The sequence below is a fragment of the Streptomyces sp. NPDC046909 genome (assembly GCF_040644695.1).
Taxonomy (GTDB): Bacteria; Actinomycetota; Actinomycetes; order Streptomycetales; family Streptomycetaceae; genus Streptomyces.
On the sequence record NZ_JBEYXC010000011.1, the window covers coordinates 303,882 to 318,832 of the forward strand.

Below are 14,951 nucleotides of genomic sequence, written 5' to 3' on the forward strand. Positions count from 1 at the left end.
GGTCGTGGCTACCGCCCTCGCAGCCGCTTGGCGAACTCCGCCGCCGCGGCCCCGGGGTCGTCCGCCTCCGTGATGGCCCGTACGACGACCACGCGGCGCGCTCCCGCCTCCAGCACCTCGTCCAGGTTGCCCAGGTCGATGCCGCCGATGGCGAACCACGGACGGTCGGTGCCGAGGCCCGCGGTGTGGCGGACCAGGTCGAGGCCGGGGGCGTGGCGGCCGGGCTTGGTGGGGGTCGGCCAGCAGGGGCCGGTGCAGAAGTAGTCGACGCCCTCCTGGACGGCGGCGGCCGCGGCCTCCGGCTCGGCGTGCGTGGAGCGGCCGATCAGGACGTCCTCGCCGAGGATCGCGCGGGCGGCGGGGACGGGGAGGTCGCCCTGGCCGAGGTGCAGTACGCCGGCGCCGGCGGCGTGGGCGACATCGGCCCGGTCGTTGACCGCGAGGAGCTTGCCGTGCCGGGCGCAGGCCTCGGCGAACACCGCCAGGTGCTCCAGTTCCTCGGCCGCCTCCATGCCCTTGTCGCGCAGCTGCACGATGTCGACCCCGCCGGCCAGCACGGCGTCGAGGAACTCGGGGAGATCCCCCTGGCGCTTGCGGGCGTCCGTGCACAGATAGACACGGGCGTCGGCGAGGTGGGCGCGGGCGTTGTCGGGCATGCGGGTGTCCCCCGGTGTCGATGGCGTACGGCCGCGAGCGGGTGCGGCCGCCCACGACGCCCGGTAGTGAACCACAGTCGGTTCACGGGACCGGGACCCGCTCAGGTCCCGGTCCCGCCACCGGACTGGGGTGGGGTCAGACGGCCAGGGCCTGGGCCCTGCGCTTCACCTCCGTGCCGCGGTTCTCACTCAGGGCCTGGGCGGGGGTGCCGGGGAGGCTGTCGTCGGGGGTGAAGAGCCACTCCAGCATCTCTTCGTCGGTGAAGCCGTCGTCCCTCAGCAGCGTCAGGGTCCCGGCGAGCCCCTTGACCACCTTCTGCTCGGCCCCGTCGATGAAGGCGGCGGGGACGTGCAGTGCGCGGTTCTCACCACGGCGTACGGCGATGAGCTGGCCCTCCTTGACCAGCTGCCGCACCCTTGTCACCTCGACGTCCAGCATTTCTGCGATGTCGGGGAGGGTGAGCCACTCGGGTACGAGAGCATCGGTCTTTGCGTCAATCTCGGTCACGACATCAAGCCTGCCATCCCGCACTGACAGTCGGAAGCCGGGGAGGTCCGACCCGGCACCACGAGACGGCCCCGGGACTACGCCACCGCCGCCTTCAACGGCCTCGCCGGATCCTCCAGGAGCACCGGGTCCAGCTCCGTCCCCGCCTCGATCAGCCGCCGCCCCTGTGCCAGGTCCCGGGGCCGGCCCACCGCCAGCAGGGCGGCCAGGCGGTTCTCGCGCAGCCAGCACACCGTCCAGGCCGGTCCGGAGGGGTCGCCGCGCCACAGGACCGTGTCGGCGGTCGTGTGGTGCCCGGCGTACTGGACGAAGCGGCCGAACTGCTCGGACCAGAAGTACGGCACCGGGTCGTAGACCGCGGGCGTCTCGCCGATGATGTTGGCGGCCACCGTGCGCGGGCCCTGAAGGGCGTTGTCCCAGTGGTGGACCAGGAGCCGCTCGCCGTACCTTCCCGAAGGGAAGGACGCGCAGTCGCCGACCGCGTAGACGTCCGGCACGGAGGTGCGCAGCCGGTCGTCGGCGACGACCTCACGGTGCGCGCCGAGTTCGATGCCCGAGCCGGCCAGCCAGGCCGTGGCGGGACGGGCCCCGATGCCGACCACGACGGCGTCGGCGGACAGCCGGGTGCCGTCGTCGAGGACGACCGAACCGGGCTCGATGTGCTCCACGCGCGCGTGGGTGCGCAACACCGCGCCCGCGTCGGCGTACCAGGACGTCATCGGCGCGGCCACCTCCGCGGGCAGCGCGCCCGCGAGCGGCCGGTCGGCGGCCTCCACGACCGTCACCGCGCAGCCCGCCTCGCGCGCGGCGGTGGCGAACTCGGCGCCGATCCAGCCCGCGCCGACGACCACGATGTCGTGCTGCCGGGCGAGCACGGGCCGCAGCCGCTCGGCGTCGTCGAGGGTGCGCAGCAGATGGACGCCCGGGACGCCCTCGGCGCCGGCCAGCCGGATCGGTTCGGCACCGGTGGCGAGGACCAGGACGTCGTACGGGACGGGCCCGTCCACCGTGTCCAGCCGATGGTCGCCGGGGTGGACGCCGAGCACCTCGCGGCCCAGTTCCAGGTCGATGCCGAGCGCCTCGAAGTCGACGTCGAAGGCGGAGCCCTCGGCCTTGCCGAGCAGTACGGCCTTGGACAGCGGCGGCCGGTCGTACGGCTGATGCGGCTCGGCGCCGAGCAGTGTCACGGTGCCGGTGAAGCCCTGTTCGCGCAGCGCGACCGCGGTCTGTACGCCGGCCATGCCCGCGCCGACCACGACCACCCGCTGCTGCGCCTGCGTGTCCGTCTCCTCGCTCACCGGATCACCATAGACAACTGACAAATTGTCAGTCAGGACTCGTGCGGGGTGACCTGCTCCACACCGTCAGCGCTCACCGCGATCTGCTCCACGACGCTCGTCCCGCGTCCCGCCTGCGACTCCCACTCCCAGGTCTCCTCAAGGCGCACCCGCCCGTCGGCGAGCTCCACGACCGTGGACACACAGTGCCCGGAGGAGGTCGTCCCGTCGTGCTTGAGCTGGACGTACCGGAAGTCGAGCCGGTCCCCGTCCCGGGTACCCACGAGATGCCCGCGTACGACGTCCCCGCCCGCGTACTCGGCCCAGATCCCGCCGTCCTTCTCGTGGTACGTGAACCGGGTGCGGGTACCCACCTGACCTGGGGCCTGGTCGGCGACCGGGGCGAGGACGAGACCGTCGAGCGAGCGTGCCACCGAGAGAGGCTCCCTTACTGAGACATACGGCGTCGGGCTAGGGTGGCCAACGTAGAGCACTCGCGGGAGCCCGGACGCACCGGGCTGAGAGGGAGGCTGGCGGCCTCCGACCGTACGAACCTGATCCGGGTCATGCCGGCGAAGGGAGGGGCTGGACGCCCATGTCCTCACGTACGTCAGACGTCCTCATTGTCGGGGGCGGAATCATCGGCCTCGTCACGGCCTGGCGGGCCGCGCAGCGCGGTTTCGCCACGGCCGTCGTCGATCCCGAACCGGGTGGCGGGGCCGCCCAGGTGGCCGCCGGGATGCTGGCCGCCGTCACGGAACTGCACTACGGCGAGCAGACCCTGCTGGGTCTGAACCTCGCCTCGGCGCGCCGCTATCCGGAGTTCGCGGCCGAGCTCACCGAACTGACCGGCCAGGACCTCGGCTACCGCCGCTGCGGCACCCTCGCCGTCGCGCTCGACGCCGACGACCGCGCCCATCTGCGCGAACTGCACGCCCTCCAGCGGGAGTCGGGCCTGGAGTCGGAGTGGCTGTCCGGCCGGGACTGCCGGCGTCTGGAGCCGATGCTCGCGCCGGGGGTGCGCGGCGGGCTGCGGGTGGACGGCGACCACCAGATCGACCCCCGGCGGCTGGTCAAGGCGCTGCTGGCCGCGTGCGAGCACGCGGGCGTGGTCTTCCACCGCCTCTGGGCCGAGCGCCTGAACGTCGTCGGGGACCGCGCCGTCGGCATCACGGCGACCGACGGCACCCGGCTGGGCGCGGGCCAGGTCGTCCTCGCCGGCGGCAGCCTCAGCGGGCGCCTCGCCGGGGTCCCCGACGACGTACTGCCGCCCGTGCGGCCCGTGAAGGGGCAGGTGCTGCGGCTGACCGTGCCGCAGCGGTACGCGCCGTTCCTGAACCGGACCGTGCGAGCCGTGGTCCGTGGCAGCCACGTCTATCTGGTGCCACGCGAGAACGGCGAGCTGGTGATCGGCGCGACCAGCGAGGAACTGGGCTGGGACACCACGGTCACCGCGGGCGGGGTGTACGAGCTGCTGCGCGACGCCCACGAGCTGGTGCCGGGGATCACGGAACTGCCGCTCACGGAGACCCGCGCGGGACTGCGCCCCGGGTCGCCGGACAACGCGCCGCTGCTCGGCCCGACCGAACTGCCGGGCCTGCTGCTGGCCACCGGCCACTACCGCAACGGCGTGCTGCTCACGCCGGTCACCGGCGACGCGATGGCCGACGTACTGACCACCGGTGAACTGCCGGACGAGGTCCGCCCGTTCACGCCCGCGCGGTTCGCCCGCCCCAAGAGCCTCACGGAGCAGCCCGCATGAACATCTCCGTCAACGGAGAGCCGCGCGAGTTCGCTCCCGGCACGGCTCTCGACCTCGTCGTGCGCGCCCTCACCCCGGCCCCCTCCGGAGTCGCCGCCGCCCTCAACGAAACCGTCGTCCCGCGCGGACAGTGGTCGTCGACGCCCCTCTCCGAGGGGGACCGCGTCGAGGTCCTGACCGCCGTCCAAGGAGGCTGACCCATGGCCGACGATCCCTTCCTCCTCGGCGGTACGGCCTTCTCGTCCCGTCTGATCATGGGCACCGGCGGGGCGCCCAGCCCGGAGGTGCTGGAGCGGGCGCTGGTCGCGTCCGGCACCGAGCTGACGACGGTCGCGATGCGGCGCGTGGACCCGAGCGTGCACGGTTCCGTCCTGTCGGTGCTGACCAGGCTGGGCATCCAGGTGCTGCCGAACACGGCGGGCTGTTTCACCGCCGGGGAGGCCGTCCTGACCGCCCGTCTCGCGCGCGAGGCCCTCGGCACCGACCTGGTCAAGCTGGAGGTCATCGCCGACGAGCGCACCCTGCTGCCGGACCCCATCGAGCTCCTGGACGCCGCCGAGACCCTGGTCGACGACGGTTTCACGGTGCTGCCGTACACCAACGACGACCCGGTCCTCGCCCGCAAGCTGGAGGACGCGGGCTGTGCGGCGATCATGCCGCTGGGCTCCCCCATCGGCTCCGGGCTCGGTATCCGCAACCCGCACAACTTCCAGCTGATCGTCGACCACGCGTGCGTGCCGGTGATCCTGGACGCGGGGGCCGGTACGGCGTCGGACGCGGCGCTCGCGATGGAACTGGGGTGCGCGGGTGTGATGCTCGCCTCGGCGGTGACCCGGGCGCAGGAGCCGGAGCTGATGGCGCACGCGATGCGGCACGCGGTGGAGGCGGGCCGGCTGGCGTACCGGGCGGGGCGGATCCCCAAGCGGCACTTCGCCGAAGCCTCCTCCCCCACCACGGGGTTGGCACGGCTGGACCCGGAACGCCCGGCGTTCCGACCCGGCTCACCCGACTCGTCCGACTCGCCCGTCTCGCCCTGAACGCACGTTCGAGACAGGCCGAAAGTCGTTGCGACGTCCGTCACAGGACGGCTTCAGTCCCGCCCCGATCTCGCCCGAACCCCCGGCCCTGTCAGTCACGGCTCGTACACTCACCTGCGTGGATACGACCCTTCAGGACCCTCTGGTCGGGCAGGTGCTCGACGGCCGCTATCGCGTGGACGCGCGGATCGCGGTCGGCGGGATGGCCACGGTCTACCGGGCCGTGGACACCCGCCTCGACCGTGTGCTCGCGCTGAAGGTGATGCACCCGGGCCTCGCCGCCGACGGCACCTTCGTCGACCGGTTCATCCGCGAGGCCAAGTCCGTCGCCCGGCTCGCCCACCCCAATGTGGTGCAGGTCTTCGACCAGGGCACCGACGGGTCGTACGTCTATCTCGCCATGGAGTACGTGGCGGGCTGCACCCTGCGGGACGTGCTGCGCGACCGGGGCGCGCTGCAACCGCGGGCCGCGCTCGACATCCTGGAGCCGGTCCTGGCCGCGCTCGGCGCCGCGCACCGCGCGGGGTTCGTGCACCGGGACATGAAGCCGGAGAACGTCCTGATAGGGGACGACGGCCGGGTCAAGGTCGCCGACTTCGGGCTGGTCCGGTCCGTCGACACCGTCACCAACACCAGCGGCGCCGTGCTCGGCACCGTCTCCTATCTCGCCCCCGAGCAGATCGAGCAGCCGGGCGCCGCCGACGCCCGCGTCGACGTGTACGCGTGCGGTGTGGTGCTGTACGAGATGCTGACCGGCGAGAAGCCGCACGACGGGGACTCCCCCGCGATCGTGCTCTACAAGCACCTCCACGAGGACGTGCCGCCGCCGTCGGCGATCGTGCCGGGGCTGCCGTTCGAGCTCGACGAGCTGGTCGCCTCCGCGACCGCCCGCACCCCGGACGTCCGCCCGCACGACGCGGTGGCGCTGCTCGCGCAGGCCCGCGAGGCGCGCGCCGCGCTCGGCGCCGACCAGCTGGACATGGTCCCGCCGCAGGCGCTGACCACCGAGCACAACAACACGGAGGACCGGACGAGCGTGATCCCGCGCTCGCTGACGGTGCCCCGCCCGCTGCCGGTCAACGAGCCCGACGGCGAGCCCGCGCTCAACCGCACGAGCCGGTTCGAGACCCCGCCGCCCCCGCCGCCCCGGCGCCGCCGCTCGGGGCCCCCGCGCGGGCCGCTCGCGATCGTCGTCGCCCTGCTGCTGATCCTCGGGGTCGGCGCCGGCGTCTGGTACATCAACTCCGGCCAGTTCACCAAGGTCCCGGCGCTCGTGACGAAGACCGAGAAGCAGGCCCGGCAGGATCTGGAGGCGGCCGGTCTCGAGGTCGGCACGGTCAAGCGGGAGTACAGCGACACCTACAAGCGCGGCCAGGTCATCAGCTCGGACCCGGCCGTCGGCACCCGGATCCGCAGCCACGACTCGGTGACGCTGACCGTCTCCAAGGGTCCCGAGACCGTGAAGCTGGGCGACATCAAGGGGCTCCGGCTCGACAAGGCGAAGGAACGACTCAAGAACGACGGGCTCGAACCGGGCATGGTGACCCGGGAGTTCAGCGACGACGTCATCAGGGGCTTCGTGATCAGGACCGACCCGGAGATCGGCACCACGCTCCGCTCGGGCACGGCCGTCGCCCTGGTCGTCAGCAAGGGCAGCCCGGTGGACGTCCCGGACGTCACCGGCGAGAGCCTGGAGGACGCGAAGGCGGACCTGGAGGACGCGGGCCTGAAGGTCAAGGTCGCCGCCGAACAGGTCAACTCCGAGTTCGACAAGGGCCAGGTCGCCGCGCAGACCCCGGAGGAGGGCACCGAGGCCGCCACGGGCGACACCGTGACGCTGACGATCTCCAAGGGCCCGGAGATGGTCGAGGTCCCGGACGTGGTCGGCGACAAGGTCGACGACGCCAAGGCCGAGCTGGAGGCCGCCGGTTTCGAGGTCGACGAGGACCGCGGGATCCTCGGACTGTTCGGCGACACGGTCAAGAGCCAGTCGGTGGACGGCGGGGACACGGCCCCCAAGGGGTCGACGATCACCATCGAGATCCGCTGACGGGGCACCCCGCGCCGCATGACACCCTGAAAGGGTGATGACTCAGCGCAACCCCGTCGGCGGCCATGTCCCCGTGGCCGGCGGTCTGAACTCCGTCGGCCTGTCCTACGCCCGTGACCTCAAGGCCGAGACCGTGCAGGTCTTCGTCGCCAACCCGCGCGGCTGGGCCACGCCCGTGGGCAACCCGCGGCAGGACGAGGAGTTCCGCGCGGCGTGCGCGGCGGAGTCGATCCCGGCGTACGTCCACGCCCCGTATCTGATCAACTTCGGCTCGCACACCGAGGCGACCGTGGAGAAGTCGGTGGAGAGCCTGCGGCATTCGCTGCGGCGCGGGCGGGAGATCGGCGCGCTCGGCGTGGTCGTGCACACGGGCAGCGCGACCGGCGGACGGGACCGGTCCGTGGCGCTGAAGCAGGTCCGGGAGCACATGCTGCCGCTCCTCGATGAGCTGACCCACGACGACGACCCGTTCCTGCTCCTGGAGTCGACCGCCGGACAGGGTGCCTCGCTCTGCTCGCGGACCTGGGACTTCGGGCCGTACTTCGAGGCGCTGGACGCCCACCCGAAGCTGGGGATCTGCCTCGACACCTGCCACATCTTCGCGGCCGGGCACGATCTGACCGGCCCGTCCGGCATGCACCAGACCCTCGACCTCCTGGTGGACACGGTCGGCGAGGGCCGGCTGAAGCTGATCCACGCCAATGACTCCAAGGACGTGGTCGGCGCCCACAAGGACCGGCACGAGAACATCGGCGCCGGTCACATCGGCGAGGACCCCTTCCGGGCGCTGATGACCCACCCGGCCACCGAGGGCGTACCGCTGATCATCGAGACCCCCGGCGGCAAGGAGGGGCACGCGGCGGACGTGGAGCGGCTGAAGAAACTTCGCGACGGATAACCCGTTACGGAATACCCCCTGGGGGTATACGGTTCTTGCTCGGAGCAGGAACCGTCATCCGACTTTGGGGGCACGCATGCAGCACGAGGCGCACACAGGGCACGCTCACCACCACGACGAGCACCAGCACGAGCAGCACCAGCCGATGGGCAGCAGCTGGTCCATGGCCGTCCAGGCCACCCTCCACTGCCTCACCGGCTGCGCCATCGGCGAGGTGCTCGGCATGGTCATCGGCACCGCGCTCGGCTGGGGGAACGTGCCGACGACGATCCTGGCGATCGTCCTCGCGTTCTTCTTCGGTTACTCCCTCACCCTGCGCGGCGTCCTGAAGGCCGGCGTCGGCCTGCGGGGAGCGGTCAAGGTGGCGCTGGCCGCGGACACGCTGTCGATCGCGGTGATGGAGCTGATCGACAACGGCGTGATCGTGCTGTGGCCGGACGCGATGGACGCGGAACTCGCCGACTTCCTGTTCTGGGCCTCGCTGGCGATCTCGCTGGTCATCGCCTTCATCGTCACGGTGCCGGTCAACAAGTGGATGATCGGCCGCGGCAAGGGCCACGCCGTGGTCCACCAGTACCACCACTGAGCCCGAGCACCCCTGACGGGAACCGCTACAGCTCGGGCCCGTCCCCCGGCCCCTCCTGGTAGGAGTAGCGCTGCTCCTTCCAGGGGTCGCCGACGTTGTGATAGCCGCGCTCCTCCCAGAACCCGCGACGGTCGGCGGTCATGTACTCGACGCCCCGGACCCATTTGGGCCCCTTCCAGGCGTACAGATGGGGGACGACCAGCCGGAGCGGGAAGCCGTGCTCCGCGGTCAGCAGTTCGCCGTCCTTGTGGGTGGCGAAGATCGTGCGCTCGGAGGCGAAGTCCTCAAGGCGCAGGTTGGAGCTGAATCCGTACTCGGCCCACACCATCACATGGGTGACGTCCGGGGCGGGCGGAGCGGTCTCCAGGATGGTCCGGGCGGGGACCCCGCCCCACTCCGCGCCGAGCATGCTGAACTTCGTGACGCAGTGCAGATCGGCCACCACGGTGGTGTGCGGCAGGGCCGTGAACTCCTCGTGGGTCCAGCAGCGCTTCTCGCCGTCCGCGGTGGCGCCGAAGACGCGGAACTCCCAGCGTTCGGGGCGGAACTTGGGGACCGGCCCGTAGTGCGTGACCGGCCAGCCGCGCTGCACTCGCTGCCCCGGCGGAAGCTCGGAGTGTGCCGCTTCTCCTGACTCGCGTTCCACCGGCTGACCCATGACTCCATCCTGACAGACCCGGGGCGGTGCACCTGACCAACCAGACATCAAATCGCCTCAAACTGGACTAAGCATGCACTTACTTACTAAGTGAAGACTTACTGGACGATCTTCGAACCCGGTGCAAGGATGCGGCGCAACCTGCCAGTTCCCCGAATCGGAAGGAGCCTCTGCGATGCAGGGCGACCCCGAGGTCATCGAATTCCTCAACGAGCAGCTCACCGGCGAGCTCACCGCGATCAACCAGTACTTCCTGCACGCGAAGATGCAGGAGAACTTCGGCTGGACGAAGCTCGCGAAGTACACGCGGCACGAGTCGTTCGACGAGATGAAGCACGCCGAGGTGCTCACCGACCGGATCCTGTTCCTGGAAGGGCTGCCGAACTACCAGCGGCTGTTCCATGTCCGGGTCGGGCAGACGGTCAAGGAGATGTTCGAGGCCGACCGGCAGATCGAGGTCGAGGCGATCGACCGCCTCAAGCGCGGTATCGAGGTGATGCGCGCCAAGGGTGACGTCACGTCCGCGAACATCTTCGAGTCGATCCTCGAGGACGAGGAGCACCACATCGACTACCTCGACACCCAGCTGGAGCTTCTGGAGAAGCTCGGTGAGGCGCTCTACATCGCCCAGCTGATCGAGCAGCCGGAGAGCTGAGCGGCCGGAGTCAGGCCGCCTCGTCCAGTTCGGCGAGGACCGGCTGCCCCTGATCGGCGAGCTCACGCCGGGGACAGGCGCCTCGGCCCAGGATCGCCTGAATGCGGCGTACACACGACCCGCAGTCCGTTCCCGCCTTGCAGGCGGAGGCTATCTGGCGGGGGGTGCAGGCACCGTCCTCCGCGTGCTTCTTCACCTGCTGCTCGGTGACCCCGAAGCAACTGCAGACGTACACGCGGGTCACCTCCCGACGGGATTGATAGGTCGTGCCGTCCCCGTTGATCGGTGAGGCTAACCTAACCTTACCCGTCATACAGGAACCATAAAAGTGGAGTGGGGCGCGGATCGTATGTGATCCGCGCCCCACTCCATGCCCCTGTAACAGGCGAAACCCTTACTGGTCCCTGTACATCTCCGCGACGAGGAACGCCAGGTCAAGCGACTGGCTGCGGTTCAGGCGCGGGTCGCAGGCCGTCTCGTAGCGCTGGTGCAGATCGTCGACGAAGATCTCGTCGCCGCCGCCCACGCACTCGGTGACATCGTCACCGGTGAGCTCCACGTGGATGCCGCCCGGGTGGGTGCCGAGGCCCTTGTGGACCTCGAAGAAGCCCTTGACCTCGTCTAGCACGTCGTCGAAGCGGCGGGTCTTGTGACCCGAGGCGGCCTCGAAGGTGTTGCCGTGCATCGGGTCCGTCACCCAGGCCACCGTCGCGCCGGAAGCGGTGACCTTCTCGACCAGCTCGGGCAGCTTGTCGCGGACCTTGTCCGCTCCCATCCGCACGATGAAGGTGAGACGGCCCGGCTCGCGGTCCGGGTCGAGGCGCTCGATGTACTGGAGCGCGTCCTCGGCCGTCGTCGTCGGGCCCAGCTTGATCCCGATCGGGTTGCGGATCTTGGAGGCGAACTCGATGTGCGCGCCGTCCAGCTGCCGGGTGCGCTCACCGATCCACACCATGTGGCCGGAGACGTCGTACAGCTGACCGGTGCGGGAGTCCACGCGGGTGAGCGCCGACTCGTAGTCGAGGAGCAGCGCCTCGTGGGAGGCGTAGAACTCGACGGTCTTGAACTCCTCCGGGTCGGTGCCGCAGGCCCGCATGAAGTTCAGCGCGTTGTCGATCTCCCGCGCGAGCTGCTCGTAGCGCTGCCCGGACGGGGACGACTTCACGAAGTCCTGGTTCCAGGCGTGCACCTGGCGCAGGTCGGCGTAGCCGCCGGTGGTGAAGGCGCGGACCAGGTTGAGCGTGGAGGCGGAGGCGTTGTACATCCGCTTGAGGCGCTCGGGGTCCGGGACGCGGGCGGCCTCGTTGAAGTCGAAGCCGTTGACCGAGTCGCCGCGGTACGTCGGCAGGGTCACGCCGTCGCGGGTCTCGGTGTTCTTGGAGCGCGGCTTGGAGTACTGGCCGGCGATGCGGCCCACCTTCACCACGGGCACGGACGCGGCGTACGTCAGCACGGCGCCCATCTGGAGCAGGGTCTTGAGCTTGTTGCGGATGTGGTCGGCCGACACCGCGTCGAAGGCCTCGGCGCAGTCGCCGCCCTGGAGGAGGAACGCCTCTCCCTTGGCGACGGCCGCCATCCGGGCGCGCAGCTGATCGCACTCGCCCGCGAAGACGAGCGGCGGATACGACTCGAGGTCCGCAACGACTGCGCGCAGAGCCTCAAGGTCGGGGTACTCGGGCTGCTGCGCCGCGGGCAGGTCTCGCCAGGTGTTGCCAGCGCTCGCGCTGGTCTTAGCGTTCACGGTCACGCCCTCAACATTACGGGGTCGTGTCGCGTCGTTTTCGCACGGCTCGACAGGTGAGACGCACCCATGCTCAGGTGCGCGTGAGGTAAGGTGCCTCGCATGTTCGCGCTTTCTACCCAGAACACGACCCAGAACTGGTGGTGGACCGCTCATCCGGCGGCCCACTGACTGCGCGTACGCAAGACTTCGCGAAGGCCGCCCGAGGGGCGGCCTTCGGTGTTTCCGGGGTCCGTCTCCTCCCAATGACAAGGACACGGACCCATGCGTCTGCTCGACCTGCTCGACGATTCCCGCCCGTTCGCCCTGCTGCGCCGACGCACGCCGAGCCATGACGAGCAGACCGTCGAGCTGCTCGTCGGCCCGGTCACCACGTACGACCGGCTCGCCGACCTCCCCGACGAGGGCCTCGCCCTGCTGCCGTTCCGGCAGATCCGCGAGCGCGGCTTCGACGTAAGGGACGACGGCACACCGCTGGCCTTCCTCACGCCCGAGGAGTCGTACGCCATCCCGCTCGCCGAGGCGCTGCGGCAGCTCCCGGCGCGGGAGGTACGCGTGGAGGGCGGGGGCTTCGACGTCGACGACGAGGAGTACGGGGAGATCGTCGGGCGGGTGCTGCGCGAGGAGATCGGGCAGGGCGAGGGCGCGAACTTCGTGATCCGGCGGACGTACGAGGGGGAGATCCCGGGGTTCTCCCGCGAGGACGCCCTCGCGCTGTTCCGGCGGCTGCTGGTGGGCGAGCGGGGCGCGTACTGGACGTTCGTCGTGCACACCGGCGAGCGGACGCTGGTCGGGGCGAGCCCCGAGGTGCATGTGCGGATGTCCGGCGGCACGGTCGTGATGAACCCGATCAGCGGGACGTACCGCTATCCCGCCGAGGGGCCGACCCCGGAGCATCTGCTGGAGTTCCTCGCCGACGGCAAGGAGATCGAGGAGCTGTCGATGGTCGTCGACGAGGAGCTCAAGATGATGTGCACCGTCGGCGACATGGGCGGGGTCGTCGTCGGGCCGCGGCTGAAGGAGATGGCGCATCTCGCGCACACGGAGTACGAGTTGCGCGGGAAGTCCTCGCTGGATGTGCGGGAGGTGCTGAAGGAGACCATGTTCGCGGCGACCGTCACCGGCTCGCCGGTCCAGAACGCCTGCCGGGTCATCGAGCGGCACGAGGTCGGGGGGCGCGGGTACTACGCGGGTGCGCTGGCGCTGCTGGGGCGGGATTCCGGCGGGGCGCAGACCCTGGACTCCCCCATCCTGATCCGCACCGCCGACATCTCCGACGACGGCCGGCTGCGGGTTCCGGTCGGCGCGACCCTCGTCCGTGGCTCGGATCCGGCGAGCGAGGTCGCCGAGACGCATGCGAAGGCGGCCGGGGTGCTGGCGGCGCTGGGGGTACGTCCGGGAAGGGCGCCCGAGGAGTCCGTACGGCCGCGTCTTTCGGACGACCCACGCGTGCGTGCCGCGCTGGACGGGCGCCGGTCGTCCCTCGCGCCGTTCTGGCTGCGGATGCAGGAAGCGCCCAGGAAGGGCGCGGAGCTGAGCGGCCATGCCCTGGTCGTCGACGGGGAGGACACCTTCACGGCGATGCTCGCGCACGTGCTGCGGTCGAGCGGTCTTGAGGTGACCGTCCGGCGCTACGACGAGCCGGGGCTGCGGGAGGCGGTCCTCACCCACGAAGGAGTGGTGGTCCTGGGCCCCGGCCCGGGCGATCCCTCCGATCTGACCGACCCCAAGATGGGCTTCCTGCGGGAGCTGACCGCCCGGGTCATCCGAGAGAACCGGCACGGCGTGCTCGGCGTCTGCCTCGGACACGAGCTGATCGCCGCCGAGCTGGGGCTGGACATCGTACGGAAGGAAGTGCCGTACCAGGGGGCGCAGACGACGGTCGACCTGTTCGGGCGGTCGGAGACCGTCGGGTTCTACAACAGCTTCGTGGCGCAGTGCGACGACGAGACGGCGGCGGAGCTGGCGGCGCACGAGGTGGAGGTGAGCCGGAGTGCGTCGGGTGAGGTGCACGCGCTGCGGGGGCCCGGGTTCGCGGGGGTGCAGTTCCACCCGGAGTCGGTCCTCACGCTCAACGGGGTCGCTGTCGTACGGGAGTTGGTGGGTCAGCTGCGGGGCACGAGCACGTTCTCGGAGCGGCGGCCGGCCTTGTAGTCGAGGACGTTGCGCACGGTGGCGTCGACGATCTGGCCGACGGCGTCCTCCGTGTAGTACGCCTGGTGGGACGTGACCAGGACGTTCGGGAAGGTGACGAGGCGGGCCAGGGTGTCGTCCTCGATGGCTTCGAGTGACTTGTCGAGGAAGAACAGGCCCGCCTCGGCCTCGTAGACGTCGAGGCCGACGCCGGCGAAGCGGCCCGCGCGGAGTTCGTCGACGAGGGCGGTGGTGTCGACGAGGCCGCCGCGGCTGGAGTTGACGAGGATCGCGTCGTCCTTCATCACCTTCAGGGCGTCGGCGTCGATGAGGTGCCTGGTCTCGGGCATCAGCGGGACGTGCAGGGTGACCAGGTCGGAGTCGGCGAGGAGCTGTTCCTTGGGGACGTACTTCATGCCGAGTTCCATGCAGGCGGGGTTCTCGGCGACGTCCCAGCCGAGCAGGCGCATGCCGAAGCCGTGGGCGATCCGGGCGAAGGCCTCGCCGATCTTGCCGGTGCCGAGGATTCCGGCGGTGCGGCCGTGCAGGTCGCGGCCCATCAGGCCGTCGAGGCGGAAGTCGAAGTCGCGGGTGCGGGTGGAGGCGCGGACGATACGGCGGTTGACGGCCATGGCGAGGGTCCACGCGAACTCGGCGACGGAGTACGGCGAGTAGTACGACACCCGGGCGACCGTCATGCCGAGCCGTTCGGCGACCTTGAGGTCGATGTTGTTGAACCCGGTGGAACGCTGGGCGATCATCCGCGTGCCGCCCGCCGTGAGCACCTCCAGGACACGGGCGCCCAGCTCGGCGTTGACGCTGGTGGAGACGACCTCGTACCCGGCCGCGATGGGCGCGGTGTCCTCGTTGAGGAACACGTCCAGGCAGCGGACCTCGTGGTGCCCCTGGAAGGCCCGCTCGATCAGGGGCTTCTCGTCCGCCTGGACACCGAAGGCCAGGATCTCCATGACCGCTCCCGTTCTGGTGGGG

Annotated in this window: 17 protein-coding genes and 1 riboswitch; of the genes, 9 read left to right on the top strand and 8 right to left on the bottom strand. The window is 70.7% G+C overall.

Annotated features, from left to right (window positions below):
• Positions 1-8: 8 nt before the first annotated feature.
• From thiE to ABZ928_RS33635, 4 genes are all read right to left on the bottom strand, one after another.
• Entirely contained in the window at positions 9-656 is a 648-nt protein-coding gene (gene thiE, locus ABZ928_RS33620; protein WP_361527283.1) for a thiamine phosphate synthase, read from the bottom strand.
• A gap of 136 nt (positions 657-792) precedes the next feature.
• Positions 793-1,164, bottom strand: coding sequence for an Rv2175c family DNA-binding protein (locus ABZ928_RS33625; protein ID WP_361527285.1), 372 nt, complete (start codon positions 1,162-1,164; stop codon positions 793-795).
• A 77-nt stretch (positions 1,165-1,241) separates the two neighbouring features.
• Positions 1,242-2,405, bottom strand: a complete 1,164-nt coding sequence (locus ABZ928_RS33630; protein ID WP_361527405.1) for an FAD-dependent oxidoreductase — start codon at positions 2,403-2,405, stop codon at positions 1,242-1,244.
• Positions 2,406-2,494: 89 nt separating this feature from the next.
• Complete coding sequence (locus tag ABZ928_RS33635) at positions 2,495-2,875, bottom strand: hypothetical protein (protein WP_361527287.1); 381 nt, start codon at positions 2,873-2,875, stop codon at positions 2,495-2,497.
• Positions 2,876-2,927: 52 nt separating this feature from the next.
• A riboswitch (TPP riboswitch) is annotated at positions 2,928-3,039 on the top strand.
• On the opposite strand from ABZ928_RS33635, the gene thiO reads away from it, so the two are divergent.
• The 6 genes from thiO to ABZ928_RS33665 all read left to right on the top strand — a co-directional run bounded on the left by thiO (position 3,037) and on the right by ABZ928_RS33665 (position 8,774).
• Positions 3,037-4,203, top strand: coding sequence for a glycine oxidase ThiO (gene thiO / locus ABZ928_RS33640; RefSeq protein ID WP_361527289.1), 1,167 nt, complete (start codon positions 3,037-3,039; stop codon positions 4,201-4,203). (Overlaps the previous riboswitch by 3 nt.)
• Positions 4,200-4,400, top strand: a complete 201-nt coding sequence (thiS, locus tag ABZ928_RS33645; RefSeq protein WP_361527291.1) for a sulfur carrier protein ThiS — start codon at positions 4,200-4,202, stop codon at positions 4,398-4,400. The genes thiO and thiS overlap by 4 nt, the downstream gene beginning before the upstream one ends.
• Positions 4,401-4,403: 3 nt before the next feature.
• Entirely contained in the window at positions 4,404-5,240 is an 837-nt protein-coding gene (locus ABZ928_RS33650; RefSeq protein ID WP_361527293.1) for a thiazole synthase, read from the top strand.
• A gap of 118 nt (positions 5,241-5,358) precedes the next feature.
• Positions 5,359-7,290 carry a Stk1 family PASTA domain-containing Ser/Thr kinase gene (gene pknB, locus ABZ928_RS33655; RefSeq protein ID WP_361527295.1) on the top strand — a complete coding sequence of 644 codons (1,932 nt, stop codon included), beginning with the start codon at positions 5,359-5,361 and terminating at the stop codon, positions 7,288-7,290.
• A gap of 37 nt (positions 7,291-7,327) precedes the next feature.
• Entirely contained in the window at positions 7,328-8,188 is an 861-nt protein-coding gene (locus ABZ928_RS33660) for a deoxyribonuclease IV (protein ID WP_361527297.1), read from the top strand.
• Between the two features lie 76 nt (positions 8,189-8,264).
• Positions 8,265-8,774 (top strand): DUF4396 domain-containing protein, encoded by a 510-nt coding sequence (locus ABZ928_RS33665; protein ID WP_361527299.1) that lies wholly within the window; start codon positions 8,265-8,267, stop codon positions 8,772-8,774.
• Between the two features lie 25 nt (positions 8,775-8,799).
• Here the strand turns inward: ABZ928_RS33665 and ABZ928_RS33670 are convergent, their stop codons facing one another.
• The gene (locus ABZ928_RS33670) at positions 8,800-9,432 is read right to left on the bottom strand and encodes a sulfite oxidase-like oxidoreductase (protein ID WP_361527301.1); all 633 of its coding nucleotides are present in this window, start codon (positions 9,430-9,432) and stop codon (positions 8,800-8,802) included.
• Positions 9,433-9,607: 175 nt separating this feature from the next.
• Here ABZ928_RS33670 and bfr point away from each other — a divergent pair, with 175 nt between their 5' ends.
• Positions 9,608-10,087, top strand: coding sequence for a bacterioferritin (gene bfr / locus ABZ928_RS33675; RefSeq protein WP_361527303.1), 480 nt, complete (start codon positions 9,608-9,610; stop codon positions 10,085-10,087).
• 10 nt (positions 10,088-10,097) lie between these two features.
• Here bfr and ABZ928_RS33680 read toward each other — a convergent pair whose 3' ends face one another.
• Entirely contained in the window at positions 10,098-10,331 is a 234-nt protein-coding gene (locus ABZ928_RS33680; protein WP_353696267.1) for a (2Fe-2S)-binding protein, read from the bottom strand.
• 150 nt (positions 10,332-10,481) lie between these two features.
• A complete protein-coding gene (locus ABZ928_RS33685) occupies positions 10,482-11,834 on the bottom strand; it encodes a class II 3-deoxy-7-phosphoheptulonate synthase (RefSeq protein WP_361527305.1) in 1,353 nt (450 codons plus the stop codon).
• Positions 11,835-11,930: 96 nt separating this feature from the next.
• Between ABZ928_RS33685 and ABZ928_RS33690 the strand changes: the two genes are divergently transcribed.
• On the top strand, positions 11,931-11,999 hold the full coding sequence (locus tag ABZ928_RS33690; protein ID WP_361527407.1) for a trp operon leader peptide: 69 nt from the start codon (positions 11,931-11,933) through the stop codon (positions 11,997-11,999).
• Between the two features lie 93 nt (positions 12,000-12,092).
• Positions 12,093-13,982 (top strand): anthranilate synthase family protein, encoded by a 1,890-nt coding sequence (locus ABZ928_RS33695; protein ID WP_361527307.1) that lies wholly within the window; start codon positions 12,093-12,095, stop codon positions 13,980-13,982.
• Here ABZ928_RS33695 and ABZ928_RS33700 read toward each other — a convergent pair.
• Complete coding sequence (locus ABZ928_RS33700; protein WP_361527309.1) at positions 13,934-14,929, bottom strand: 2-hydroxyacid dehydrogenase; 996 nt, start codon at positions 14,927-14,929, stop codon at positions 13,934-13,936. The two genes, ABZ928_RS33695 and ABZ928_RS33700, sit on opposite strands and share 49 nt — an antisense overlap.
• Positions 14,930-14,951: the final 22 nt, after the last annotated feature.